The 24,840-nt window shown below is 69.9% G+C and carries 20 protein-coding genes and 2 tRNA genes; 13 read left to right on the top strand and 9 right to left on the bottom strand.

The features are described 5' to 3' along the window. Position 1: 1 nt before the first annotated feature. The 3 genes from yidD to rpmH are packed head-to-tail and all read right to left on the bottom strand — an operon-like array spanning position 2 to position 888. The gene (yidD, locus tag ABZ564_RS12295) at positions 2–361 is read right to left on the bottom strand and encodes a membrane protein insertion efficiency factor YidD (protein ID WP_360853799.1); all 360 of its coding nucleotides are present in this window, start codon (positions 359–361) and stop codon (positions 2–4) included. Then, a complete protein-coding gene (gene rnpA / locus ABZ564_RS12290; RefSeq protein ID WP_360853796.1) occupies positions 358–729 on the bottom strand; it encodes a ribonuclease P protein component in 372 nt (123 codons plus the stop codon). Before rnpA ends, yidD begins: the two co-directional genes overlap by 4 nt. 21 nt (positions 730–750) lie before the next feature. Then, on the bottom strand, positions 751–888 hold the full coding sequence (gene rpmH / locus ABZ564_RS12285) for a 50S ribosomal protein L34 (protein WP_006348049.1): 138 nt from the start codon (positions 886–888) through the stop codon (positions 751–753). 381 nt (positions 889–1,269) lie between these two features. Here rpmH and dnaA point away from each other — a divergent pair, with 381 nt between their 5' ends. From dnaA to ABZ564_RS12240, 9 genes are all read left to right on the top strand, one after another. Then, positions 1,270–3,078 (top strand): chromosomal replication initiator protein DnaA, encoded by a 1,809-nt coding sequence (gene dnaA / locus ABZ564_RS12280; RefSeq protein WP_360853793.1) that lies wholly within the window; start codon positions 1,270–1,272, stop codon positions 3,076–3,078. A 937-nt stretch (positions 3,079–4,015) separates the two neighbouring features. Beyond that, entirely contained in the window at positions 4,016–5,146 is a 1,131-nt protein-coding gene (gene dnaN, locus ABZ564_RS12275) for a DNA polymerase III subunit beta (RefSeq protein WP_360853790.1), read from the top strand. Between the two features lie 129 nt (positions 5,147–5,275). Then, positions 5,276–6,154, top strand: coding sequence for a phosphogluconate dehydrogenase (NAD(+)-dependent, decarboxylating) (gene gnd / locus ABZ564_RS12270; RefSeq protein ID WP_360853787.1), 879 nt, complete (start codon positions 5,276–5,278; stop codon positions 6,152–6,154). A gap of 88 nt (positions 6,155–6,242) precedes the next feature. Beyond that, complete coding sequence (gene recF, locus ABZ564_RS12265; protein ID WP_360853784.1) at positions 6,243–7,373, top strand: DNA replication/repair protein RecF; 1,131 nt, start codon at positions 6,243–6,245, stop codon at positions 7,371–7,373. After that, positions 7,370–7,930 carry a DciA family protein gene (locus ABZ564_RS12260; protein ID WP_360853781.1) on the top strand — a complete coding sequence of 187 codons (561 nt, stop codon included), beginning with the start codon at positions 7,370–7,372 and terminating at the stop codon, positions 7,928–7,930. The genes recF and ABZ564_RS12260 overlap by 4 nt, the downstream gene beginning before the upstream one ends. Before the next feature lie 377 nt (positions 7,931–8,307). Further along, positions 8,308–10,395, top strand: a complete 2,088-nt coding sequence (gyrB, locus tag ABZ564_RS12255; RefSeq protein ID WP_360853778.1) for a DNA topoisomerase (ATP-hydrolyzing) subunit B — start codon at positions 8,308–8,310, stop codon at positions 10,393–10,395. 117 nt (positions 10,396–10,512) lie between these two features. After that, a complete protein-coding gene (gene gyrA, locus ABZ564_RS12250; RefSeq protein WP_360853775.1) occupies positions 10,513–13,176 on the top strand; it encodes a DNA gyrase subunit A in 2,664 nt (887 codons plus the stop codon). Between the two features lie 93 nt (positions 13,177–13,269). Continuing rightward, the gene (locus tag ABZ564_RS12245) at positions 13,270–13,857 is read left to right on the top strand and encodes a DUF3566 domain-containing protein (RefSeq protein WP_360853772.1); all 588 of its coding nucleotides are present in this window, start codon (positions 13,270–13,272) and stop codon (positions 13,855–13,857) included. A gap of 76 nt (positions 13,858–13,933) precedes the next feature. Next, positions 13,934–14,010 (top strand) — tRNA-Ile (locus ABZ564_RS12240). Positions 14,011–14,076: 66 nt separating this feature from the next. Here the strand turns inward: ABZ564_RS12240 and ABZ564_RS12235 are convergent. Beyond that, on the bottom strand, positions 14,077–14,400 hold the full coding sequence (locus tag ABZ564_RS12235; RefSeq protein ID WP_360853770.1) for a hypothetical protein: 324 nt from the start codon (positions 14,398–14,400) through the stop codon (positions 14,077–14,079). Between the two features lie 169 nt (positions 14,401–14,569). Next, positions 14,570–14,947 (bottom strand): DUF6344 domain-containing protein, encoded by a 378-nt coding sequence (locus tag ABZ564_RS12230; protein ID WP_360853767.1) that lies wholly within the window; start codon positions 14,945–14,947, stop codon positions 14,570–14,572. A gap of 305 nt (positions 14,948–15,252) precedes the next feature. Here ABZ564_RS12230 and ABZ564_RS12225 point away from each other — a divergent pair, with 305 nt between their 5' ends. The 3 genes from ABZ564_RS12225 to ABZ564_RS12215 all read left to right on the top strand — a co-directional run bounded on the left by ABZ564_RS12225 (position 15,253) and on the right by ABZ564_RS12215 (position 18,854). Beyond that, on the top strand, positions 15,253–15,387 hold the full coding sequence (locus ABZ564_RS12225; protein ID WP_003958712.1) for a DLW-39 family protein: 135 nt from the start codon (positions 15,253–15,255) through the stop codon (positions 15,385–15,387). 150 nt (positions 15,388–15,537) lie between these two features. Next, entirely contained in the window at positions 15,538–17,502 is a 1,965-nt protein-coding gene (locus tag ABZ564_RS12220; protein ID WP_360853764.1) for a VWA domain-containing protein, read from the top strand. A gap of 17 nt (positions 17,503–17,519) precedes the next feature. Continuing rightward, positions 17,520–18,854, top strand: coding sequence for a hypothetical protein (locus ABZ564_RS12215; RefSeq protein WP_360853862.1), 1,335 nt, complete (start codon positions 17,520–17,522; stop codon positions 18,852–18,854). A gap of 15 nt (positions 18,855–18,869) precedes the next feature. Here ABZ564_RS12215 and ABZ564_RS12210 read toward each other — a convergent pair whose 3' ends face one another. Continuing rightward, entirely contained in the window at positions 18,870–20,264 is a 1,395-nt protein-coding gene (locus ABZ564_RS12210; RefSeq protein ID WP_360853761.1) for a protein kinase, read from the bottom strand. A gap of 58 nt (positions 20,265–20,322) precedes the next feature. Then, complete coding sequence (locus ABZ564_RS12205) at positions 20,323–20,871, bottom strand: helix-turn-helix transcriptional regulator (protein ID WP_360853758.1); 549 nt, start codon at positions 20,869–20,871, stop codon at positions 20,323–20,325. A 169-nt stretch (positions 20,872–21,040) separates the two neighbouring features. Between ABZ564_RS12205 and ABZ564_RS12200 the strand changes: the two genes are divergently transcribed. Next, positions 21,041–21,113: transfer RNA gene (locus ABZ564_RS12200), tRNA-Ala, on the top strand. 337 nt (positions 21,114–21,450) lie between these two features. On the opposite strand, the gene ABZ564_RS12195 is transcribed toward ABZ564_RS12200, so the two are convergent. Both ABZ564_RS12195 and ABZ564_RS12190 read right to left on the bottom strand, forming a co-directional pair. After that, entirely contained in the window at positions 21,451–23,850 is a 2,400-nt protein-coding gene (locus ABZ564_RS12195) for a 2OG-Fe(II) oxygenase (protein ID WP_360853755.1), read from the bottom strand. 232 nt (positions 23,851–24,082) lie between these two features. Continuing rightward, the gene (locus tag ABZ564_RS12190) at positions 24,083–24,661 is read right to left on the bottom strand and encodes a Uma2 family endonuclease (RefSeq protein ID WP_360853752.1); all 579 of its coding nucleotides are present in this window, start codon (positions 24,659–24,661) and stop codon (positions 24,083–24,085) included. Between the last annotated feature and the right edge of the window lie 179 nt (positions 24,662–24,840).

Below are 24,840 nucleotides of genomic sequence, written 5' to 3'. Positions count from 1 at the left end.
ATCAAGCTCCTTGAGCATTGGGCGAAGTCTCTGCGGCCGAACTCGGGAGCTCGGTGACCGAGCCCCCGGGAGGCACGTCAGCGGCGGAGTCCCCGCCCTTGCTGCCGCGTAGGGCGCTGCGCAGCAGTTCGTGCCAACGCGGACGTCTGCGTGGGGGTACGTAATCCACGCCGCCCGGCGACCACGGATTGCATCGCAGGATGCGCCAGGCCGTCAGCGCCGTTCCCTTGATCGCTCCGTGCCGGTCGATCGCCGTATATCCATAGTGGGAACACGACGGGTAGTAACGACAGACAGGCCCGAGAAGTGGGCTGATCGTCCACTGGTACAGCTTGATGAGAGCCAGCAGCGGGTACTTCATCGCACGCCCCCTCCCAGCAGCCGCTGCAGTGCGGCGTCCAGGTCTCGGGCCAGCTGTTCATGGTCGGCGTCGCCCGCTCCGGGCAACGCTCGTACGACAACCAGGCTACCGGGGGGCAGCAGGGCAAGTCGTTCTCGGACCAGATGGCGAAGCTTGCGCTTCACGGCTGTGCGTACGACCGCACCACCCACGGCTTTGCTGACAACGAAACCCGCACGCGGCGGGGGAACGTTCTCCCCAGTCACGTGCGGGTCGGTTGCACCGCTTCGTAGATGGACGACGAGGAGCGGACGACCGGCCCGGCGTCCTCGTCGTACTGCGGTCGCGAAGTCCTCGCGCCGCCTCAGCCGATTCTCGGAAGGCAGCACGTCATGACGACCTGTACGCGATCAGGCGGACAGGCTGGCGCGACCCTTGCTGCGGCGGGACGCGAGAATCGCGCGGCCGGCACGGGTGCGCATCCGCAGCCGGAAGCCGTGGGTCTTCGCGCGACGACGATTGTTCGGCTGGAAGGTGCGCTTGCTCACTCGGGGGCTCCAGAAATGACTCGTGTGTTGGCGGGACATCGCCTGGCTGTCACCGTGCGCCCACGAGAGACTCGCGTAAACGCCCTAGTGCACCGCTTCACAATCACAGATCGTGATCTTTGCCCATCGGAGGCAGGCGGCAGCAGCCATCGACAACTCGACCTGGTCACGGTACGCGCGGCTACGCCATCCGGTCAAACCGACCCTGCCGGACCCCCCATTGTGCACAGCCTGTGGACAACGACTTGAACCGTGCGGGTCGTGCTGACTACCGTGGCTGAACTCCGGTTCTTTTTCTTCCCGCCTGCCGGTCCTCACCCACCCCGACCCATACCGTCCCGAGAACCACACATTCGTGGGACCAGCGAGAGAGTGTGCCCTGTGGCTGACGTACCTGCCGATCTTGCCGCAGTGTGGCCACGAGTGCTGGAGCAACTCCTCGGGGAGGGGCAGCAGGGCATCGAGCCGAAGGACAAGCAGTGGATCGAGCGCTGTCAGCCGCTCGCCCTGGTCGCCGACACCGCACTGCTGGCCGTCCCCAATGAATGGGGCAAGCGCGTCCTCGAAGGCCGCCTCGCCCCCCTCATCAGCGAGACGCTGAGCCGCGAGTGCGGGCGCCCCATCCGGATCGCGATCACCGTCGACGACTCCGCGGGCGAGCCGGCCGGCCCACCCGCGCCCCCGATGCACCAGTCCCCCCAGCCGCCCCACCGCTACCAGGGCCCGCAGCACGACGAGGGCCGCCCCGGCGAGGCGTACGAGGGCTACGGGACCCGGCCCTCGGACGACGGCATGCCGACCGCGCGGCCCGCCTACCCGGATTACCAGCAGCAGCAGCGCCCGGAGCCCGGTGCCTGGCCGCGCACCCAGGAGGACCTGTCCTGGCAGCAGCCCCGGCTCGGCGGGTTCCAGGACCGCGAGCCGTCGGCCGACCAGTGGCGCGAGCCGTACGGCGGCGGCCGTCCCCCGCAGCACGACTACCGTTCGCAGCCGCCCGAGCGCCAGGGGTACGAGCCCCGGCCCACCGAGCGCCCCCGCCCCGAGCGCCACGAGATGCCGGAGCCGCAGCACCGCCCGGGCGCCGGTACCGGCCGGCCCGGCGGGGCCCCGGGCCCGATGGGCGCCCAGCCCGCGCCGGCGCCCGGCCCCGGCGAACCGCACGCCAGGCTGAACCCGAAGTACCTCTTCGACACCTTCGTCATCGGAGCCTCGAACCGTTTCGCGCACGCCGCGGCCGTCGCGGTGGCCGAAGCGCCCGCGAAGGCGTACAACCCTCTGTTCGTCTACGGGGAGTCGGGGCTCGGCAAGACCCATCTGCTGCACGCCATCGGGCACTACGCGCGGAGCCTCTACCCGGGGACCCGGGTGCGGTACGTGAGCTCCGAGGAGTTCACCAACGAGTTCATCAACTCGATCCGTGACGGCAAGGGCGACACCTTCCGCAAGCGGTACCGCGATGTCGACATCCTGCTCGTCGACGACATCCAGTTCCTGGCGAGCAAGGAGTCGACGCAGGAGGAGTTCTTCCACACCTTCAATACGCTCCACAACGCCAACAAGCAGATCGTGCTCTCCTCCGACCGGCCGCCGAAGCAACTGGTCACTCTGGAGGACCGGCTGCGGAATCGTTTCGAGTGGGGGCTGACCACCGACGTACAGCCCCCCGAGCTGGAGACCCGGATCGCGATCCTGCGCAAGAAGGCAGTGCAGGAGCAGCTCAACGCCCCTCCGGAGGTGCTGGAGTTCATCGCCTCCCGCATCTCACGCAACATCCGTGAGCTGGAGGGCGCTCTCATCCGCGTGACGGCCTTCGCCAGCCTCAACCGCCAGCCGGTGGACCTGGGTCTTACGGAGATCGTGCTGAAGGATCTGATCCCGGGAGGCGAGGACACCGCCCCCGAGATCACGGCGACCGCCATCATGGCGGCGACCGCGGACTACTTCGGGCTGACAGTGGAAGACCTCTGCGGATCCTCGCGCAGCCGCGTGCTGGTGACAGCCCGGCAGATCGCCATGTACCTGTGCCGCGAGCTGACCGATCTCTCCCTGCCGAAGATCGGGGCGCAGTTCGGCGGGCGGGACCATACGACGGTGATGCACGCGGACCGCAAGATCCGGGCGCTGATGGCGGAGCGGCGCTCCATCTACAACCAGGTCACCGAGCTCACCAACCGCATCAAGAACGGCTGACGGCGCCCCGCGCCGACCCCCGCACGTACGCAGAAGGGCGCTGTGCGGACTCCTGACGAGTCCGCACAGCGCCCTTCTGCGTACCCCGAAAACACGGCTCGCCACCCCTACGCGCGGCTCCACGCCCCGGCCGGCCGTCGACCGCCCCTGCTCCCGGAGGCCGTGCGCTGTTCGATTAGTCGAGAGGACACGGGTGTTCTCCACAGATTCGGGAACTTTTTTCCCTCCACAGCCTGGGGATCAAAAAGTTGTCCATACTGCATCCACAGGCGCGGCCTCCGGGAGAACATCAGAGCAGCTCAGAGGGCTGTGGATTTGTGGTCAACGACAATCCACAGGCTGTGGACAACTTCTTCGTCCACAGGAGCCGGTCTTGGTTGTCCACCGGCTGCCCACAGGTCTGAGGCCGTTTTCCCCAGCCGGAGGCCGCTTCTCCACAACGCTGTCCACTGTTCGGCAACACAACAGGCCCTGTCACCGCCCCGAGTGAAAGGCGTCACACCACGAGGGGCGCTTGGCCTGTGGGGAACCGGGGTAAAGCTGGGGACAGACCTGGGGAGAAACCCCCCTGTCCTGTGTACGGGTTGTGCACAACTTCCGGCTGTCCACAGAAAGCCCGAGTTGTCCACCGGTGTCACCCACAGGACCGGTGGATAAAAAACAGGGTCTGACCTGCGAAAACGGGGTTATCCACGGTTTCCACAGGCCCTACTACTACCACCACTCATAGTTAGCTCGGAATCCGTTTTGAAGTGGGGCCTGTGCACAACTCGGCCTCGGAGCGCTCCGAGCCTCTTGCCGCGATTTGACCCCGAGCCGCACCGAGTGTCGGTGCGGTGCGTCAGACTGGTCCCCGGCGTCCTCCCCCCGGCATCGGAGGAGTGACCCGACCAGACGACGAAGGCCGGCAGGGCGAAAACAGCAGGAGGCGGTTCCGGTGAAGATCCGGGTGGAGCGCGATGTACTCGCGGAGGCGGTGGCCTGGGTGGCCCGCAGCCTTCCGGCCCGTCCGCCGGCGCCCGTTCTCGCGGGTCTTCTGCTGAAGGCCGAGGACGGAGCCCTCAGCTTCTCCAGCTTCGACTACGAGGTCTCGGCGCGGGTCTCGGTGGAGGCCGAGGTCGAGGAGGACGGCACCGTCCTCGTCTCCGGCCGGCTGCTCGCCGACATCTGCCGCGCTCTCCCCAACCGACCGGTGGAGATCTCCACGGACGGTGTGCGGGCGACCGTCTCCTGCGGCTCCTCGCGATTCACACTCCACACCCTTCCTGTGGAGGAGTACCCGGCACTCCCGCAGATGCCGACCGCGACCGGCACCGTGCCCGGTGAGGTCTTCGCCTCCGCCGCCGCCCAGGTCGCCATCGCCGCGGGCCGCGACGACACCCTGCCCGTCCTGACCGGCGTGCGCATCGAGATCGAGGGCGACACGGTCACCCTCGCCTCCACCGACCGCTACCGCTTCGCGGTCCGCGAGTTCCTGTGGAAGCCGGAGGACCCGGAGGCTTCCGCCGTCGCCCTGGTGCCCGCCAAGACGCTGCTGGACACCGCCAAGGCCCTCACCAGCGGTGACACGGTCACCCTGGCGCTGTCCGGGTCCGGCGCGGGCGAGGGGCTCATCGGTTTCGAGGGCGCCGGACGGCGTACCACCACCCGACTGCTCGAAGGCGACCTGCCGAAGTACCGGACGCTCTTCCCCACCGAGTTCAACTCGGTCGCCGTGATCGAGACCGCGCCCTTCGTCGAGGCGGTCAAGCGCGTCGCCCTGGTGGCCGAGCGCAACACCCCGGTCCGGCTGAGCTTCGAGCAGGGCGTCCTGATCCTGGAAGCCGGTTCCAGCGACGACGCACAGGCTGTGGAAAGGGTCGACGCCGTGCTGGAGGGCGACGACATCTCGATCGCCTTCAACCCGACCTTCCTGCTCGACGGCCTGAGCGCCATCGACTCCCCGGTCGCCCAGCTCTCCTTCACGACCTCCACCAAGCCGGCCCTGCTCAGCGGCCGCCCGGCCGTGGACGCCGAGGCGGACAGCGCTTACAAGTACCTGATCATGCCGGTCCGCCTCTCCGGCTGACCTGCCCCCGGCCCCGCCCCGGCGGGGCCCGACGGGTGTGTTCAGCGCCGAGCACGCCCGGCGTCCTGTCCCCTGCCGGGCGTAGGCTCGGACTTGGGTACGAATCGGCACAACGCTAAGGAATCTCTGATGGAGCTCGGTCTCGTCGGCCTCGGCAAGATGGGCGGCAACATGCGCGAGCGCATCCGCCGCGCAGGCCACACCGTCATCGGTTACGACCGCAATCCGGATCTCGCCGATGTCCACAGCCTGGAAGAGCTTGTGGGCAAGCTCAAGGGCCCCCGGGTCGTGTGGGTGATGGTTCCGGCCGGAGCCGCGACCCAGTCCACGATCGACGAGCTGGCCGAGCTGCTCTCGCCCGGCGACATCGTGGTGGACGGCGGGAACAGCCGCTGGACCGACGACGAGAAGCACGCGGAGGAGCTGGGCCGCAAGGGCATCGGCTTCGTCGACTGCGGCGTCTCCGGCGGCGTCTGGGGCCTGGAGAACGGCTACGCCCTCATGTACGGCGGCGACGCCGAGCACGTGGCGAAGGTCCAGCCGGTCTTCGACGCGCTCAAGCCCGAGGGTGACTTCGGCTCGGTCCACGCGGGCAAGGTCGGCGCCGGCCACTTCGCGAAGATGGTCCACAACGGCATCGAGTACGCGATGATGCAGGCCTACGCCGAGGGCTGGGAGCTCCTGGAGAAGGTCGACTCCGTCACCGACGTGCGCGAGGTCTTCCGTTCCTGGCAGCAGGGCACGGTCATCCGCTCCTGGCTGCTCGACCTGGCGGTCAACGCCCTGGACGACGACGAGCACCTCGACCAGCTCCGCGGCTACGCCGCCGACTCGGGCGAGGGCCGCTGGACGGTGGAGGCCGCGATCGACAACGCGGTGCCGCTGCCGGCGATCACCGCGTCGCTCTTCGCGCGCTTCGCATCGCGCCAGGACGACTCCCCGCAGATGAAGATGATCGCCGCGCTGCGCAACCAGTTCGGCGGCCACGCGGTCGAGAACAAGAAGTAACCCGCAACGGGGAGGAGAGGGAGGGACCGACCCTCTCTCCCGCCCCGCCGGAGCACGGAGCAGGAAGCCGGGAAGGTCGGCGCACACCATGCACGTCACGCATCTGTCGCTGGCCGACTTCCGCTCGTACGCCCGGGTCGAGGTGCCTCTCGATCCGGGCGTCACCGCGTTCGTGGGGGCCAACGGCCAGGGGAAGACGAATCTCGTCGAGGCCGTCGGCTATCTCGCCACGCTCGGCAGCCACCGCGTCTCCTCCGATGCCCCGCTCGTACGCATGGGCGCCGAGCGGGCGGTGATCAGGGCGGCCGTCACCCAGGGCGAGCGCTCGCAGCTGATCGAGCTGGAGCTCAACCCGGGCAGGGCGAATCGCGCCCGGATCAACAGGTCGTCGCAGGTCAGACCGCGGGACGTGCTCGGCATCGTGCGGACGGTGCTGTTCGCGCCGGAGGACCTGGCGCTGGTGAAGGGCGACCCCGGCGAGCGCCGGCGGTTCCTGGACGAGCTGGTCACCGCGCGGTCGCCGCGGATGGCCGGGGTGCGTTCCGACTACGAGCGGGTGCTGAAGCAGCGGAACACCCTGTTGAAGTCCGCGGCGATGGCGCGCAGGCACGGCGGTCGCTCTCTGGACCTGTCGACGCTCGACGTGTGGGACCAGCATCTGGCGGGGGTGGGCGCGGAACTGCTGGCCCGGCGCCTGGACCTGATCGCCACGCTCCAGCCGCTGGCGGACAAGGCTTACGGGGACGTGGCGCCGGGCGGGGGTCCGGTGACGCTGGACTACCGCAGCTCCGTCGGCGGCGACGCGGGCCCCGCGCGCACGCGGGAGGAGCTGTACGCCCAGATCGTCGAGGCCCTGGCCGGCGTCCGCAAACAGGAGATCGAGCGCGGAGTGACGCTGGTCGGCCCGCACCGCGACGACCTGGTGCTCGGCCTGCGGGGTATGCCCGCCAAGGGGTACGCGAGCCACGGGGAGTCCTGGTCGTACGCGCTCGCGCTGCGGCTGGCCTCGTACGAGCTGCTGCGTGGCGAGGGCAATGAACCGGTGCTGGTGCTGGACGACGTCTTCGCCGAACTGGACACGCGCCGCCGGGAACGGCTGGCGGAGCTGGTGGCCCCGGCCGAGCAGGTGCTGGTGACGGCGGCGGTGGACGACGACGTGCCGGGCGCGCTCGCGGGGACGCGTTACTCGGTGACCGCCGGTGAGGTGGAGCGGGTGTGAGCGGCGACGGAGAGGGAGAGGCCCCAGGCGGCGACCGGGCGAAGCCGGCGGAGCCCTCCGGCGTGGACCTGGCCCGGGTGGCCCTGCGCGCGGCGAAGGAGCAGGCGCGGGCCCGCGGCGCGGCGGCGCAGCAGAAGAAGCAGGCGAGGCGGGGCGGCGGGCTGCGGTCCGGGGCCCGGGCGGACGGCCGTGATCCGCTGCCGCTGGGCGCGGCGATCAACCGGTTGATCACCGAGCGCGGCTGGGAGACCCCGGCGGCGGTGGGCGGGGTGATGGGCCGCTGGCCGCAGATCGTCGGTGACGATCTCGCCCTCCACTGTGTGCCGGTGCGGTACGACGAGGAACCGGATCAGCGTGTGCTGACGGTGCAGTGCGATTCGACGGTGTGGGCGACCCAGCTGCGGCTCCTGGCCCCCCAGCTGGTGGCCCGCCTCAACGCGGACCTGGGCAACGGCACGGTTCGGATGATCAAGGTGCTGGGGCCGGGCGGCCCGCAGCGCAGGTTCGGTCCGTTGCGGGCCCCGGGGAGCACGGGCCCGGGCGACACCTACGGCTGACCCGGCCTGACCTGGGCTTTCCGTATCCTCGCGTGGGCGTCTGCCGGTGCGCGCCGAGTGGGCGCACCGCCTTCGGGGCGTCTCGGGCTCCGATTACGTGGTGGGTGAAACCAGGCGGCGGTGAACGGACGTCCCTCACCGTAGCGGGAGGCTGACAGGCCGAAGCGCTCAACGCCCTCGTGAGCCCCCTGAGGCCCCTTCCCGGATATGGGGAGTCGTCAGCGGCTCATTCAGGGCGGCACATGCGGACTCAGGTGCCCGCAAACCCCCATTCGGGTCGGCGCTACCGGTAGACTGATGAACAATCCCGCGTCTGGCGGGAGTCGTCGATACAAGCCGAACGACGCAGCCGCTCCCGCCTGCCCGGAGAACGGCCTGTGCTGTGCCAGAAAGGGCGCTTCGTGGCCGATTCCGGCAACCCCAACGAGAACATTCCGTCCACCCAGGGCGAGAGCGGCGCCGCTGCCGCTCCGGCCGAGGCGAAGGCCTCGTACGACGCCAGTGCGATCACCGTGCTGGAGGGTCTGGACGCGGTCCGCAAGCGACCTGGCATGTACATCGGCTCGACCGGTGAGCGCGGTCTCCACCACCTCGTGCAAGAGGTCGTCGACAACTCCGTCGACGAGGCCATGGCCGGGCACGCGGACACCATCGACGTCACGATCCTCCCCGACGGCGGGGTGCGCGTGATCGACAACGGCCGCGGCATTCCGGTCGGCATCGTGCCGTCCGAAGGCAAGCCGGCCGTCGAGGTCGTGCTCACCGTCCTGCACGCGGGCGGCAAGTTCGGCGGCGGCGGTTACGCCGTCTCCGGTGGTCTGCACGGCGTCGGTGTCTCCGTCGTCAACGCCCTGTCCACGCGGGTGTCCGTCGAGGTGAAGACGGACGGCTACCGCTGGACCCAGGACTACAAGTTCGGCGTCCCGACCGCCCCGCTGGCGCGTAACGAGGCCACCGACGAGACGGGCACGAGCGTCACCTTCTGGGCCGACGGCGACATCTTCGAGACGACCGAGTACTCCTTCGAGACGCTCTCGCGCCGCTTCCAGGAGATGGCCTTCCTCAACAAGGGCCTCACCCTCAAGCTGACCGACGAGCGCGAGTCGGCGAAGGCGACGGCCGGTGCCGACAGCGCGGAGGCGGCGGACGTTCCCGAGGAGGAAGCGGCCCGCTCGGTCACGTACCACTACGAGAACGGCATCGTCGACTTCGTCAAGTACCTCAACTCCCGCAAGGGCGATGTCATCCACCAGTCGGTGATCGACATCGAGGCCGAGGACAAGGACCGGCTCCTCTCGGTCGAGATCGCCATGCAGTGGAACACGCAGTACAGCGAGGGTGTCTACTCCTTCGCCAACGCGATCCACACGCATGAGGGCGGTACGCATGAGGAAGGTTTCCGTGCGGCGCTGACCTCGCTGGTCAACCGGTACGCGCGCGACAAGAAGCTGCTGCGCGAGAAGGACGACAACCTCACCGGTGAGGACGTCCGCGAGGGTCTGACGGCGATCATCTCGGTGAAGCTGGGCGAGCCGCAGTTCGAGGGCCAGACGAAGACCAAGCTGGGCAACACGGAGGCCAAGACCTTCGTGCAGAAGGTCGTCCACGAGCAGCTGACGGACTGGTTCGACCGCAACCCCAACGAGGCGGCCGACATCATCCGCAAGGGCATCGCCGCCTCGACCGCCCGCGTGGCGGCCCGCAAGGCGCGCGACCTGACCCGGCGCAAGGGCCTGCTGGAGAGCGCCTCGCTGCCCGGCAAGCTCAGCGACTGCCAGTCGAACGACCCCACCAAGTGCGAGATCTTCATCGTCGAGGGTGACTCCGCCGGCGGCTCGGCCAAGTCCGGCCGCAACCCGATGTACCAGGCGATCCTGCCGATCCGCGGCAAGATCCTGAACGTCGAGAAGGCAAGGGTCGACAAGATCCTGCAGAACACCGAGGTCCAGGCGCTGATCTCGGCCTTCGGCACCGGGGTCCACGAGGACTTCGACATCGAGAAGCTCCGCTATCACAAGATCATCCTGATGGCGGACGCCGACGTCGACGGCCAGCACATCAACACCCTGCTGCTGACGTTCCTGTTCCGCTTCATGCGCCCGCTGGTCGAGGCCGGGCACGTCTACCTGTCGCGCCCGCCGCTCTACAAGATCAAGTGGGGCCGGGACGACTTCGAGTACGCGTACTCGGACCGCGAGCGCGACGCCCTGGTCGAGCTCGGCAAGCAGAACGGCAAGCGGATCAAGGAAGACTCGATCCAGCGCTTCAAGGGTCTCGGCGAGATGAACGCCGAGGAGCTGCGCGTCACCACGATGGACGTCGACCACCGCGTGCTCGGCCAGGTCACGCTCGACGACGCGGCGCAGGCCGACGACCTGTTCTCGGTGCTGATGGGTGAGGACGTGGAGGCGCGGCGCTCGTTCATCCAGCGCAACGCCAAGGACGTCCGCTTCCTCGACATCTGAGTCGGCCGTACAAGGAGGAGGGTCCGGCGATTGGGAGGCGGACCCACCTCCCAATCGCCGGACCCTCCAAGCCGCAGCCGCAGCCGCAGCCGCAGCGCGAAAGGACTTTGACCAGCAATGGCCGATGAGAACACCCCCGCCCCCGTGACGCCCGAAGAGGTTCCGCCCGTCGAGGGTGTGGGCATGCGTGTCGAGCCCGTCGGGCTCGAGACGGAGATGCAGCGCTCCTACCTCGACTACGCGATGTCCGTCATCGTCTCGCGTGCGCTGCCCGACGTACGGGACGGTCTCAAGCCCGTCCACCGCCGGGTGCTGTACGCGATGTACGACGGCGGCTACCGGCCCGAGAAGGGCTTCTACAAGTGCGCCCGTGTCGTCGGTGACGTCATGGGTACGTACCACCCGCACGGCGACTCCTCGATCTACGACGCCCTGGTCCGCCTGGCGCAGCCCTGGTCGATGCGGATGCCGCTGGTGGACTCCAACGGCAACTTCGGTTCCCCGGGCAACGACCCGGCCGCCGCCATGCGGTACACCGAGTGCAAGATGATGCCGCTGTCCATGGAGATGGTCCGGGACATCGACGAGGAGACCGTCGACTTCCAGGACAATTACGACGGGCGCAACCAGGAGCCGACGGTCCTGCCGGCGCGCTTCCCGAACCTGCTGGTCAACGGCTCCGCGGGCATCGCGGTCGGCATGGCCACCAACATCCCGCCGCACAACCTGCGCGAGGTCGCGGCCGGTGCGCAGTGGTACCTGGAGAACCCGGAGGCCTCGCAGGAGGAACTCCTGGAGGCCCTGATCGAGCGGATCAAGGGCCCGGACTTCCCGACCGGCGCACTGGTCGTGGGCCGCAAGGGCATCGAGGAGGCGTACCGTACGGGCCGCGGCTCGATCACGATGCGCGCGGTCGTGGCGGTCGAGGAGATCCAGAACCGCCAGTGCCTGGTCGTGACGGAGCTTCCGTACCAGACCAACCCCGACAACCTCGCGCAGAAGATCGCCGACCTGGTGAAGGACGGCAAGATCGGCGGCATCGCCGACGTGCGCGACGAGACCTCCTCGCGTACGGGCCAGCGCCTGGTCGTCGTGCTGAAGCGGGACGCGGTCGCCAAGGTCGTCCTGAACAACCTGTACAAGCACACCGACCTGCAGTCCAATTTCGGTGCCAACATGCTGGCGCTGGTGGACGGGGTGCCGCGCACCCTGTCGATCGACGCGTTCATCCGTCACTGGGTGGCGCACCAGATCGAGGTCATCGTCCGGCGCACGCGTTTCCGGCTGCGCAAGGCCGAGGAGCGCGCGCACATCCTGCGCGGTCTGCTGAAGGCCCTGGACGCCATCGACGAGGTCATCGCCCTCATCCGGCGCAGCCAGACCGTCGAGATCGCCCGCGAGGGCCTGATGGGCCTGCTGGAGATCGACGAGATCCAGGCGAACGCGATCCTGGAGATGCAGCTGCGCCGGCTGGCCGCGCTGGAGCACCAGAAGATCACCGCCGAGCACGACGAGCTCCAGGCGAAGATCAACGAGTACAACGCGATCCTGGCCTCGCCCTCGCGGCAGCGGCAGATCGTCAGCGAGGAGCTGGCGGCGATCGTCGACAAGTTCGGCGACGACCGGCGCTCCAAGCTGGTGCCCTTCGACGGCGACATGTCCATCGAGGACCTGATCGCCGAGGAGGACATCGTCGTCACGATCTCCCGCGGCGGCTATGTGAAGCGCACCAAGACGGACGACTACCGCTCGCAGAAGCGCGGCGGCAAGGGCGTGCGTGGCACGAAGCTCAAGGAAGACGACATCGTCGACCACTTCTTCGTGTCGACGACGCACCACTGGCTGCTGTTCTTCACCAACAAGGGGCGGGTCTACCGCGCCAAGGCGTACGAGCTGCCGGACGCCGGCCGGGACGCGCGCGGCCAGCACGTCGCCAACCTGCTGGCCTTCCAGCCGGACGAGCGGATCGCGCAGATCCTGGCGATCCGCGACTACGACGCCGCGCCGTACCTGATCCTGGCCACCAAGGGCGGCCTGGTGAAGAAGACCGCGCTGAAGGACTACGACTCCCCGCGCTCGGGCGGTGTCATCGCCATCAACCTGCGCGAGACGGCGGACGGCTCCGACGACGAGCTGATCGGCGCGGAGCTGGTCTCCTCCGAGGACGATCTGCTGCTCATCAGCAAGAAGGCGCAGTCGATCAGGTTCACCGCCACGGACGAGGCACTGCGCCCGATGGGCCGCGCGACCTCGGGCGTCAAGGGCATGAGTTTCCGTGAAGGAGACGAACTGCTGTCGATGAATGTCGTCAGGCCCGGTACTTTCGTGTTCACTGCCACTGACGGCGGGTACGCGAAGCGGACCGCGGTCGACGAGTACCGCGTCCAGGGTCGCGGTGGCCTCGGCATCAAGGCCGCCAAGATCGTGGAGGACCGGGGCTCGCTGGTCGGCGCGCTGGTGGTCGAGGAGACCGACGAGATCCTCGCCATCACGCTCGGCGGTGGTGTGATTCGTACGCGAGTCAACGAAGTCAGGGAGACGGGCCGTGACACCATGGGCGTCCAACTGATCAATCTGGGCAAGCGCGACGCCGTCGTCGGCATCGCTCGCAACGCCGAGGCGGGTCGCGAGGCCGAAGAGGTCGACGGGGCCGAGGACGCCGAAGGCGAGACGACCGCGGCAGTGACAGCCGAGGCCACCACGGCCGACGCGGCTGCCGGCAGCACGGTCGACAGCAATGTCGAGGACATGTCGTCCTCGACCGGGGAGCACGAGGAGTAGAGCGTGAGTGGAGCCACGGGCGCCGGTTCGGCCGCTTCCGGAGCGGGAGGCAACGGTGCCCGTGGCCCCGCCACGGACTCCCAAGGGGGCACTGTGACGGATACCCGGGGCCCTCAGCCCCAGTACGAGGGTTACGCGACCGGGCCGCTGCCCGGCGAGCGGGAACCCGCACCGGGCCAGGCGGGCCCGTACCACCCGCCGCAGGCCTACCCCTCGCCGCCGGGCGGGGGGCCGTCCTACGGCGGGCAGCAGGGCGTGGGACCGGCCCAGGCCGCCCGCAAGCCGCGGACGGGGGCGCGGACCACTCCGCGTACCCGCAAGGCGCGTCTGCGGGTCGCCAAGGCCGATCCGTGGTCGGTGATGAAGGTCAGCTTCCTGCTGTCCATCGCGCTCGGCATCTGCACGGTGGTGGCGTCGGCGGTCCTGTGGATGGTGATGGACGCGATGGGCGTCTTCTCCACTGTGGGCGGCACCATCAGCGAGGCGACCGGTTCCAACGAGGGCAACGGCTTCGACCTGCAGGCGTTCCTGTCGCTGCCGAGGGTCCTCGTCTTCACCTCGGTCATCGCGGTGATCGACGTGGTCCTCGCCACCGCGCTGGCCACGCTGGGCGCCTTCATCTACAACCTGTCGGCGGGCTTCGTGGGCGGTGTCGAGCTCACGCTGGCCGAGGACGAGTAGCCCGGCGGGTATCGATTTTGGGACTGGCCCCGACGTGCGCTAATCTTCAGAAGTCAGCGCGACGGAAAAGCGCGGCGGGGCTATAGCTCAGTTGGTTAGAGCGCATCCCTGATAAGGATGAGGCCACAGGTTCAAATCCTGTTAGCCCCACCAGCACGAAGGCCCCCACCGGAAACGGTGGGGGCCTTCGTCGTGCCGGGACATGTCCCGGACGTGGTGTCATCTCGTGGCCGCGCGCCGGAAGCGGCCGCGCAGCGTCTGTGTGAGGGCGCCGAGGACGAACGACTGGACCAGGGCGCTGAGGGCCGTCCCGCCGGCCAGAACCCAGACGGGTACGGGTCCGGCGCCCCAGACCTCTATGCCCACCGCCGTGAACAACAGGGAGACCGGGGCTGTGAGGAGGAACGGCCAGATCCCGACGATGCCGGGGTCCCCGATCGTCGCGGCGGCCACCTCGAACACGACGGACGCGCCGACGAGCCCCAGGTAGACCGCGGAAGCGACGTTGGCGAAGGTGAGACGGAACAGGGCGCGAGCGTGCATGGGTTCCCCCGGGAGAAGTGGTGTCGTGGTTCTCCTCATGCTGGTGGCGAAACGGGTTCCTGGCGTGGGTACACATACTCATTCGGCATGTGTGGATACACGGGCGCGTGGGAAAGCCCCCGTCCGGTATGAACCGGCCCGGGGGCTCAGGGGATCAGGTGCGGCGCCGTCACGGTGGGAGGAGCGAGGCGTCCTGGGCCGGAGTACCGTGCGCGGTGCGGGCGGGGCCGGGGCTGTTCACGGTGTTACCGGCGTCGGCGGACAGGTGCCGGGTGGTGGGTGAGGAACTGTGGGCCTCGGCGCGGATGCGCTGCTTCATCGTGGGCGGCAGCGCCCGGTCACGCGGAAGGGTCCATCGGACCGAAGGGCCGGTCGCGGTTGCGCGGGCGGCGGGCGTGTGTTCGTGGGTCGTGGGCGCCGACCCCATGTTCGTGTTCGTGGTTTCCGCGGCGGCGGCGGTGGAACCCGCGAGGCCCAGCGACGCGAGGAGGGCGAAGAACGCGGTGATGAAGGCGGTCCAGATGCTCTTGGCCTTGAAGGTGCTCATGGCCCCTCACTTTCGGTCGGTCCGTGTGCTTGCCTTTCCGATGATGTGGATCCGGTCCGCGATTTCGTGCACCGACGCCGCGCATACGCCGATCTTCGGATGAACACCACTCGTATGGTTCAACCGGCTGCCACCGGCTTCCGGCGGGCGCCTTCCGAGGCGGTCGTACGGGCACGCACAGGGCGGTGCCGACCGCACTTTCGCAGGCGCCAATTGGGTTGCGGGGAGGTCACCGGTCGATATCGGCCGGTGTGTATAGTCGGGCGGCAGAAGTCCCCTACGCCAACGAAAGACGAGGTCGCGCGGTGAAGAAGCTTCTCCTGGTCGCACTGGCCGCCATCGGCGGGCTCCTCGTGTACCGCCAGATCCAGGCGGATCGCGCCGAGCAGGATCTGTGGACGGAGGCGACCGACTCCGTGCCCGCAGGTTCGGGTGTCTGAGACGGAACAGCCTGGTACGGGCCCCGGTCGCTGACGCGGCCGGGGCTTCGTGCTGTTGCGGGACCGTGACAGCCGTGCTCTTGAATTCGCTTCAGCAAATCAATAACTTGCTCTAGCAAAGAGAGTGGCTGTTCGGTCGAGGGGGCACGGGTGACGACAGGCAATCACCGCGGCGGTGCGCGGGTGGGGACATTGATCGGCGGGGCGCTGTTCGCCCTGGTGGCGGGCGGACTGCCGGCCCTGGCGGCACCGGTGGCCGCGCCTGCGGCACCGGCGGCCGCGCGGTCCGGCGGCAACGGCAGCCTGGTGATGGTCCTCGACTCCTCCGGTTCCATGGGGGACGACGACGGCACCGGGCGCACCCGGATGGAGAGCGCCCGCGCGGCCGTCTCCACGGTGGTGGACGGGCTGCCGGACGGGTTTCCGACCGGGCTGCGGGTCTACGGCGCCGACCGGCCGCGCGGTTGCACGGACACCCGGCTCGTCCAGCCGGTGCGCAAGCTGGACCGGGACGCGCTGAAGCGGGCGGTCGAGGCCGTGCGGCCCCGGGGCGACACCCCCATCGGGCTCTCGCTCCGCAAGGCGGCCGACGACCTGCCGAAGCCGGCGGACGGCGCCCTCGGCACGCGCACGATCCTGCTGGTCTCGGACGGCGAGGACAACTGCGGTGCGCCGGCGCCCTGCGAGGTTGCCGAACAGCTCGGCGGGGAAGGGCCCGGGCTGCGGATCGACACCGTCGGCTTCCAGGTGAAGGGTGCAGCCCGCGAGCAGTTGGAGTGCATCGCGCACGCGGGCAACGGCCGCTACTACGACGCGCCGGACGCCGATGCGCTGGCCCGTCAGCTCCGGCGCGCCGCCCGGCTTTCCGCGGACGGCTACCGGCTGAAGGGCCGCCGGGTGGCGGGCGCGGCCACCGCCGACCGGGCACCCGTACTCGGGCCGGGGCAGTACCTGGACACCATCGGGCCGGGTGAGAAGCGGTACTACGCGGTCGACCTCGACGCCGTCTCCACGGCGGACCTCGCCGCTACGGCGGTCCCGCAGCCGGGGGCGGCCGTCGACACGTTCGACGCGCTGACCACCAGGATCGAGCGCACCGGACACGAGTACTGCGCGACGAACACCGAGCGCTTCACGCAGAAGGAGGGCGCGACTCCCCTGACGGCCGCCGTCGCCCGTGTCCCCTCGCCGGACGGCGGCCGCAGCTGCGACCGCGCGGGCCGCTACCGGCTCGTGGTGGAGCGGGCGAGCAAGAAGGGCTCGGACGCGGCGCGTTGGCCTCTGGAGCTGGTGTACGGGGTCGAGGAACCGTTGGCGGACGGCGTGACACCCGCCCAGTCGCAGACGGAGTACGGTGAAGGCGGCAGGAGCGCCACGCCGCCCACGGGCGACCCGCGCGATGTGCGGGGCGGCACCGGCTTCAACGACGCGCGGGAGCTCGGCCGGGGCGTGTGGCGCGACCGCGTCCTGCCGTCGCAGACGCTCTGGTACAAGGTTCCGGCGGGCTGGGGCCAGCAGGTCGTGTACGAGGTGGAGTTCGCGAACGAGCCCACGGTCGACCGGGCCAGCACCACGTACTCGTACGGGGCCACCCGGCTCTACACCCCGGCCCGCTTCCCGCTCAGCGGGGGCGGTGAGTTCCATGGGCGCACGATGTACGACGGCAGCCCCGCCTCGGTCCGGATGGGCGGCGTACCGGTCGCCTGGACGAACCGCTACGAGAACCGGTCGGACGTCCAGCCGGTGCACGTCGGGGGCGACTTCTACATCTCGGTGACCCTGGGCGCCCGGGCCGCGGAGATCGCGGAGAACCCGGAGATCGGTGTGGTGCTGCGGGTGGCGGTGCTGGGCGAGGAGCGCGCCGGGCCGGGGCGCGACGCCCCGCCGGTCGCGGGGAAGCCGGACGGCAACGCCGACGGCGAACAGGGCTCCGGCGCGGACAAGCGGGGCGATTCGTCCGTCTCCGCAGACAGCGGCGGTACGGGAGGGGCAGGATGGGCCGTCGTTGCGGCCGCGGGCGCGGGGGCTGCCGCCATGGCCGTGGTCCTGGCCGTGTTCGTATATGTACGCGGCCGCCGCAGGGCAGCCGCACGGATGACGAGGGGAAGCGCGTGATGAGGCGGCGCAGCAGGATGCGGGGGGCGCTGGCAGCGGTGGCGGTGGTGTTCGCGGGGGCGGCGCTGTCCGGGCAGGCGTACGCGGCGGGTGGCGTCGGCACGTACACCTTCGATCCGGACGCGCAGTCGATCGCCGGTGAGGACATCAGCGCCGAGGCGGCGGAACTGAAGCCCGACGTGGTCTACAAGAGCGCGATCTCGGGCAAGCAGAAGCTCTACTACCGGCTGAACCTGGACGCGAAGGCGAACGCCTATGTCTCGGCCGTCGTCGTGCCGAAGGGCGGCGGCAAGGTGACGTACGGGGACGGCGTCACGGTCAGCATCCGGGACAGCTCGGACGACGAGTGCAGTTCGCAGAACGCCCTGTTCGGGTCCGCGCAGTACCCGCGTCCCATCGCCGCCTACGCCTCCCGGGTGGTGAGCGAGGACAGCCTCTGCCAGGAGGCCGGTACGTACTACCTGCTCGTCGAGCGGGAGAGCAAGGAGACGTCCGACCAGGGGGAGTGGGACCTGGAGCTGCGTTACGTCTCCGAGCCGGAGCTCGCGCACGCCTCCTCCGGGCCGACCGAGGCCCCGACGGTCTGGCCGTCCGCCTCGCCGCCGCCGCCCACCCGGGCCGAGGACAACACCAGGCACGGGGGCGCGGGTTACTACGACGCCACCAGCCTGGAGAGCGGCGAGTGGAAGGACCGGATCGAGCCCGGGCAGACTCTCTTCTACCGGATTCCGGTGGACTGGGGGCAGCAGATCTTCGCCACGGCCGGCCTGAGCAACAGCACCTCCGCGAAGAACCCGTACGTCAGCAGTGCGCTGGCGGTGTCACTGGACAATCCCGCGATGGGGCACGTCGACGAGGTGTCGCCGATGTCGTATGCGGGAAAGCCGTCCTCCGTCTCCTTCGATCCGCTGCCCCCGGTGGCGTACGAGAACCGGTACGACTCCAGCGACGACGTCAGCGCCATGAGGTTCGCCGGCTGGTACTACCTCTCCGTCTCGCTGAGCCCGGCGGTCGCGGAGGCGTACGGCGCGAAGCCGATCACGCTGACGCTCCAGATCAGCGTGAAGGGGGAGGCCGGCAAGACCCCGTACAAGGGTGACGCCGGGATCTTCGCCGTGACCCAGGGCGACAAGGACGCGGCGAGGGAAGGGCAGAGCGGCGCGCAGGCCGCGGCCGGTGCCGACAACGGCACGATGAAGCTGGTCGCGGCGGCCGGGATCGGCGCCGGCACCGTGCTGGTGCTCTGGATGGGCGTGTGGACGCTGACCGCGCGGCGTCGCGCGGCCGCCGTGCCCGCCGCGCCCACGGGCGGCGGGCAGTACCCGTACGGAGGCCCGCCCCAGGCCTGGTAGCCGGGCCGGCCGCCCTCAGACCTGGGTCAGCGCCCAGATGCCCACGGCGAAGCAGACCAGCGCCACCAGCAGGACCGGGACCGCCACCTTCGGGGGCGGTCCCGGACGCGTTCCCGGTGCGGACGCCGGTCCCTGGAAGGGGGCCCCTTGCTGCGGGGCGGTGTAGGGACGGGTGAACGCCTGGTCGTGCGTACCGGGAGCCGCCGGGGCGTGCGCCGGGTCCGGTACGGAGGCGGAGTAGGCCGCCTGCGCGGGGCCCGGGTACGGGGCGGCGCCGGGCGCGGCGGTTTGCGGAGCGTGGTGCGCGGGAACGGCCGGCTCGGGGGGCGGGAGGTGGAAGCTGCCCGTCTCCGACATGGGAGCGGGCGCGGAGGGGTACGCCTGCTGTCCGCCGGAGTGCGGGGCGAACGGCCCGCCGGGCTGCGGGCCGGTGACCTGGTGCGCCGGGACTTCCTGGGACGGGTGGGGTGCGGGCTGCTGCTCGGTCGTCCGAGGACCCGGTGGGGGCGGTGCGGTGCTCCGGCCGGACTGCAGGGGCCCGTCGGGGCCGAAGCCCTCGGGCAGCGGGCCGATCTGGTCGAAGACCTCCACCGGCTCCTCGCCGGCCGAGGGTTCGGGCAGCATCTCCACAGCGGCGTTCAGCGCCTTGCGCGCGCCCGTGGCGGTACGGAAACGGTCCTGCGGGTCCGGTTGCAACAGCCCCGCGATGACCTGCCACAACGGCTCCGGGACGCCGTCGGGGGCGCTCGGCGTGCCGTGCGCGGCGAAGTGCTCGATGAGCTCCTGGGAGTCGGGCTTGGTGCCCTGGAGCAGATACAGGGCCACCAGGCCGACCGCGAAGAGGTCCGCGGGGAAGTCCGGTTCCGCTCCCATCATCTGCTCGGGCGCGAAGTAACCCAGCGTCCCCACCACGTAGTTCGTCTCGGTGAGGCGGGGTTCGCCCTTGCGCATGGAGATGCCGAAGTCGGACAGCCGCAGATGCGGCCTGCCTCGACCGGTGGCCTCCATCAGGATGTTGGCCGGTTTGATGTCCCGGTGCACGACGCCTTCGGCGTGCACCGTCGAGAGGCCGGACAGCAGCTGGTCGAGCAGGGTGCAGACGAACCGAGGGGGCAACGGGCCGTAGTCGCCGATGACATGGGCCAGCGAGCCGCCGCTGACGAGGTCCATGGTGAACAGGACCTTGTCGTCGTCGGCGGCCCAACTGGCCGGCGCCAGAACATGGGGATGCTCGATACGCAGCGCCTGTTCGCGGACGAAGCGGAGCAACGTGTGCGCGTCGCTCTGCTGAAGGACCTTGGCCGCCACATAGCGGCGGCGGCGGTGGTCCCAGGCGCGCCAGACGGCGCCGACCCCACCACGGCCGATCGGATCGACCAGTTCGTACCGTCCGGCGAAGACCTCACCCATGGCGCTGCGCTCGCTCCCCGTTCCTGTTTCGGCCCGTTCCCCCGTACCGCGCGAGGGCCTAGCTCTGGTGGCTCTCGTAGTGCGCCACCGCTTCCGCGGTGCGCCCTGCGCCGTACACCCGGAGGAACTCTGCCAGTTCCGGGTGCGTCGGGGCGAGGGAGTCCGCCGCATCGATGATGTCACCGGCGGCCGCGACCGAGCGCAGCAGCGACTGGATCTCCCGGACCACCCGGCGCACCGTGGGCGCGCCGCCGCTCGACGTGGTCTGGCTGGTGCCCGAGAGCACCGAGCCGCCCTGGGACTTCTTGATCTCCTCCATGCGCTCCGTGGCCTCCCCGGCGCTGACGCTGCCGTCGGCGACCTGGCCGGCCAGTTCCTGGAGTGCCTGGACGCGCTGGACCACCGCCGGATTGCCGATCTTCGCGCGCTGACCGCTCATGAGCTGGGAGAGCATGGGAGCGGACAGTCCGAGCGCTGCGGCGAGCCGCGCCTGGTTGAGACCGAGATCGTCGATCAGACGGCGGAAGAGCGCCCCCAACGGCTCTCCGTACCAACTGCGCTGAAGGTCTCTGGCTCTGGCCGTCGCCTCTTGCTGCGCTGCATCCATTGCGTCTCCCCTTCGCATCGGCTTCGCTGCTGCGAACCTCGACCAGCATCTTACGGAGCGTGGTCGCCCACGGGGAGTCCCAGTATTTTTGCAGGATCACGGGGGTAAGCCGGTACTCTGTTCTGCGGTGGTGGCCGGAACGTCGAGGCGTTCGGGGCTGCTTACTGTCGGGGCCTTAGCTCAGTTGGTAGAGCGCTGCCTTTGCAAGGCAGATGTCAGGAGTTCGAATCTCCTAGGCTCCACACTTTTACGCCCCTCTGACCTGCGGAAACGCAGTCAGGGGGGCGTTTTTGTCCTGATTCTCCGTGCTGACGTGTCAGCACGGAGATGCTGACGTGAGGCTCGTGGGCCGACTGTTTCGGCGACGGCCGCCCCGGACGCGTACGAGGGGGCTGGGGTGCGGGTCTTCGACCTCAACCGCTGGCCGGGGTGGCGATGACGGTGCGCACCGAAGTCGAGCAGGTCTGCTGGGGCGGGTACGCGAGGCTTCAGGCGAGGGGGTAGCCCTGGGCGGCGGTGACCGCGCCCCGGGTGCGGGCGGCCTCTTCCAGGTGTGCGACTGCGGGTTCCGGTGATCTTTCAGCCGCGTGGCTGGGGCCATTTCTCCCGGAGCCAGGCCAGATCGGTTTCAGCTCGGGCGCGGGCCGTCCCCTCGCGGGTGAACACCGCGTCCGTCTTGGTCAGGACCAGGGTGTAGGGGCGTCCCTGGCGCCGGGTGGTGTGAGAAACGGGCAGGCCGGCCAGGTCGATACGGCTGTGGATGTGCCGGCGCTTGTCCTTCGCGAGCGGCCACTCCATGACCCGGCGGGTGCGGGAGGTGAGGAAGGCGTCCAGGTCGGGGCAGAGGTCGCAGCCGGAGCGGCAGGTACCGGCCGGGGCGAGGGACCAGTCGTCCGCAGCTCGTACGGGGAGGGCGACGGCTGCGGCCAGCCGGGCCTGACAGTGGTCGGCGAGCGACTGGAAGGCGCCGCCCGCGGGGGTGCCGCCGTGTACGGCGGCCGGGTGGCGCGCCGCGGCGCGCAGGGCCGGGAGCAGGCATTCAAGGGCGGTGTCCGGCAGCCCGCGCAGGGTGGTGGTGATCGTGTCGGCGGTCCGGGGGCCGGCCGCTTGCACGATGTGGGCGAGTGTGGTGCCGATTCGCTCCATGGCCGGGCGGCGTTCCGGCTCCCGGCCGACGTCCAGCCAGCCGGTGAGCTGCTGCTCGGTCGCTTGCCAGGCGCCTTCGGCCAGTGGTGTGGCCACCGCCTCCCCGTCACCGTCGGCGCTCCGCAGCGCGGCACAGAGATCGGGTAGGGATGCGAGCCATGCCGCGCGGTCGGCCCCGGTGTAGGCGCCGGTCGGGCCGAACAAGCTGGCGACGGTCTCGCGTGCCCACGTCGGTCCGTACCGTGCGGCCGCTTGTGCGAGGCCGGGGGCGTGGTCCTCGCTCAAGGTCTCCACCCCGAACGGCGCGAGGAGCATCACGGCGGTGTCCGCCTCCCCCACACCCGCCGCGACGCTCAGGGCGGCGGCGAAGAGCGGGGCGGCGGCCGGGCCCGAACCGTGGTGCTTCCAGATCGGGGCGAGCGACCGGGCAAGCGTACGTGCGAGCTCCAACTGGCCGGTGTCCAGGTGGCCCTGGAGCTCGCGCAGGGCTCCCTCGGAGCCCGCTTCGGCGCGTGCTTCGAACGAACGCTGCCGGGGCCAGAGCACCACTGCGGCCCGCCGGTACCAGCGGTCCAGGGTGTTGCCGTAGTTGCCCATGTAGCCCTCGTACTCGGACCGGTAGGGCGTGAGGTCCTTGTTCTCGGTGGTGGCGCACACCTCGGCGTACGGGACGGGCAGGGTGATCTGCTCGCCTCCGGTGCCGTCGGGGCGGGTCCACCAGCCGAGGGTGATCTCGTCGTCGATCAGGTCGTTCAGCTCGTAGTCGGAGAAGTCGCCGGTGCGGCGGCGCTCGGCTCCGGGCTCGCCGTCGGGGTCGAGGAGGCACTCGCCCTCGCACTCCTCGTCCTCGCAGTCGTCGTGGTGCTCGACCTCGCCGTAGTAGTCGTAGCGGTCGTGGGGCGGTACGGCGTCCCACGTCTCCTTCACCTCCGCCAGCGCGAGGACCGCCTCGCAGTCCGCCTGCCCGGCGGCCTGGCGGAGCAGGACGGCGCGGGTGGCGTCGGTGCCCTTGAGGCGGTCCCAGCCCAGGCCGCGCTGGGTGTACTCGTGGTCGAGGAGGTAGACGAGCCGGTTGGGCCGCGTGGCCTTGGTACGGCCGTAGCCGTAGCGGTCCTCGGCAGGCTGGGTGAAGTGCTCGCTCAGGCAGTGGGCCAGGTCGGCCACCGGCCCGCTGCCTGCCGCGTCGGCCGGCCGGACGGGCTCGGCGAGAAGGTTCATGGTGAGGGTGATGCGGTACCCGGAGGTGACGGGCTTGACCTCGTGACGGCAGTCCGCGTAGAAGGCGGCGAAGGCCAGCCGCTCCCGGGACGCCTGGTACGTGACGCTGCGGCCGGCGTGTTCGACAACGAGTTCGCCGCCCGTGTGGTGCGAGGGCAGCGAGACGACGAGGCTGCCCACCATGGAGTCGTCCTTCTCGGAGTCCTGGTGCGGCAGGAAGAACTGCCCCTTGCCGTAGACGAGCAGCGCGTGCGGTTCGGCGCGCAGGACGGTGGTGGGCGGCAGGCCGAGCGCGGTACGAACTCCATCGAGAACACCGCTCAGCGTGCGGTCCCAGTCGGGGCCGCTCAGGGTGAATTGGTCCGGGGTGATCTCCCAGGTGTCGCGCACGCCGGTGTCGGACAGGGTCTGCTCACCGCGGCCGAAGCGGGCTTGCCGGGCCTGGGCGATCAGCTTCTTGGTGACCGGGGCGCGCAACGGCAGGGGCAGCTCGCCGACACCGTCGACCTCGATGCGCAGCGCCCGAGCGGGCATCTCGATGCGAGTACTGAAGTCCCCGTGGCGCTCCGAGCCGTCGAGCAGCTCCGCGAGTTGCTTCCGCGCCCCTTGCCCCATGGTGCATCCGTCTCTCTGCTCGGCGGCGTGCCGGTCCGGCCGTCCCGAAAACCCTAGTGCTACAGGGCGGACCACACATGGTCGACAGGATGATCTCAACACTCGGGGAGTACGTGGGTAGGGGGAGAGACCGACGTCGTGGACCGCGTGACGGGGATGACGGCACCGCCTGTTCCCCCGGCACATTGCCTGCCCCCGGCAAGGTGTGGCGGCGGGCCGAGCGGCTTGACGGTCAGCGGACCCAGTTCTTGAGCGGTTCGGTGTCGAGGGCGAAGCCGAGCGGGGCGGGAAGTTCGACGGTGCGGCCGAAGGGGCGGCGCAGCAGGCTGGCGTAGGTGTCGCCGTCGGGTTCGCTGTAGACGAGGGTTTCGCAGGTGCCGCGGTCGATCAGCAGGTAGACGGGGATGCCGGTCTGGGCGTACGCGGCCGGCTTCTCCTCGCGGTCGCGTTTGTCGGTGTCGCTGTCGTACGAGGTGACCTCGACGACCATGACGACCTGCCCGGGGTCGGCCCACTCGCCTTCTCCGGCGAAGCTGCCTTCAGGGGCGAGAGCACCGTCCGGCTTGGCGTTGCCTTTGCGGTAGCGCTCGATGCGCAGGCCGCGTTCGGGGTAGAGCCACAGATCGGGCTGGTGCTGCATGCAGTGCTTCATCAGCCAGCGGATGATCTCGTCGTGGTCGCCGTCGGGTACCGCTTTGACTCCCAGCCTGCCGTGGATGAACTCCATCCGGACGCCTTCACGCTCGGCGGCGGCAGCGATGCGCTCGAACTCCTCGGTCAGCATCTGTGGCCGGTCCTCAGTGACGGTCACCACACACCTCCCGCGCCCAGTGCAGGCAGCGCGGGGGCGGCACGGGGCGGCGTCGGTGATCTGGCTTCGGCTCACCGTGTTCTTGGCGAGCCACACGGGCGGGTGGCTGTGGCGATTAAGAGGGCATGCAGAGCAAACTGCTCTTTGCTCTGCTTTGCACTGCCGTGAGCAGGTGCTTT

The sequence above is a fragment of the Streptomyces sp. NPDC019224 genome, assembly GCF_040632605.1.
Taxonomy (GTDB): Bacteria; Actinomycetota; Actinomycetes; order Streptomycetales; family Streptomycetaceae; genus Streptomyces.
The sequence above is the reverse complement of the archived record's forward strand: the minus strand, read 5'-3'. Positions and strand labels throughout refer to the sequence as shown.

What these genes read in the sequence shown, in the direction of transcription:
- ABZ564_RS12235 (WP_360853770.1), bottom strand. Translation starts at nt 14,400, where the DNA reads ATGCACGCTCGCGCCCTGTTCCGTCTCACCTTCGCCAACGTCGCTTCC.
- ABZ564_RS12195 (WP_360853755.1), bottom strand. Translation starts at nt 23,850, where the DNA reads ATGGGGCAAGGGGCGCGGAAGCAACTCGCGGAGCTGCTCGACGGCTCG.
- ABZ564_RS12230 (WP_360853767.1), bottom strand. Translation starts at nt 14,947, where the DNA reads ATGAGCACCTTCAAGGCCAAGAGCATCTGGACCGCCTTCATCACCGCG.
- ABZ564_RS12215 (WP_360853862.1), top strand. Translation starts at nt 17,520, where the DNA reads ATGCGGGGGGCGCTGGCAGCGGTGGCGGTGGTGTTCGCGGGGGCGGCG.
- ABZ564_RS12205 (WP_360853758.1), bottom strand. Translation starts at nt 20,871, where the DNA reads ATGGATGCAGCGCAGCAAGAGGCGACGGCCAGAGCCAGAGACCTTCAG.
- recF (WP_360853784.1), top strand. Translation starts at nt 6,243, where the DNA reads ATGCACGTCACGCATCTGTCGCTGGCCGACTTCCGCTCGTACGCCCGG.
- gnd (WP_360853787.1), top strand. Translation starts at nt 5,276, where the DNA reads ATGGAGCTCGGTCTCGTCGGCCTCGGCAAGATGGGCGGCAACATGCGC.
- yidD (WP_360853799.1), bottom strand. Translation starts at nt 361, where the DNA reads ATGAAGTACCCGCTGCTGGCTCTCATCAAGCTGTACCAGTGGACGATC.
- gyrA (WP_360853775.1), top strand. Translation starts at nt 10,513, where the DNA reads ATGGCCGATGAGAACACCCCCGCCCCCGTGACGCCCGAAGAGGTTCCG.
- ABZ564_RS12210 (WP_360853761.1), bottom strand. Translation starts at nt 20,264, where the DNA reads ATGGGTGAGGTCTTCGCCGGACGGTACGAACTGGTCGATCCGATCGGC.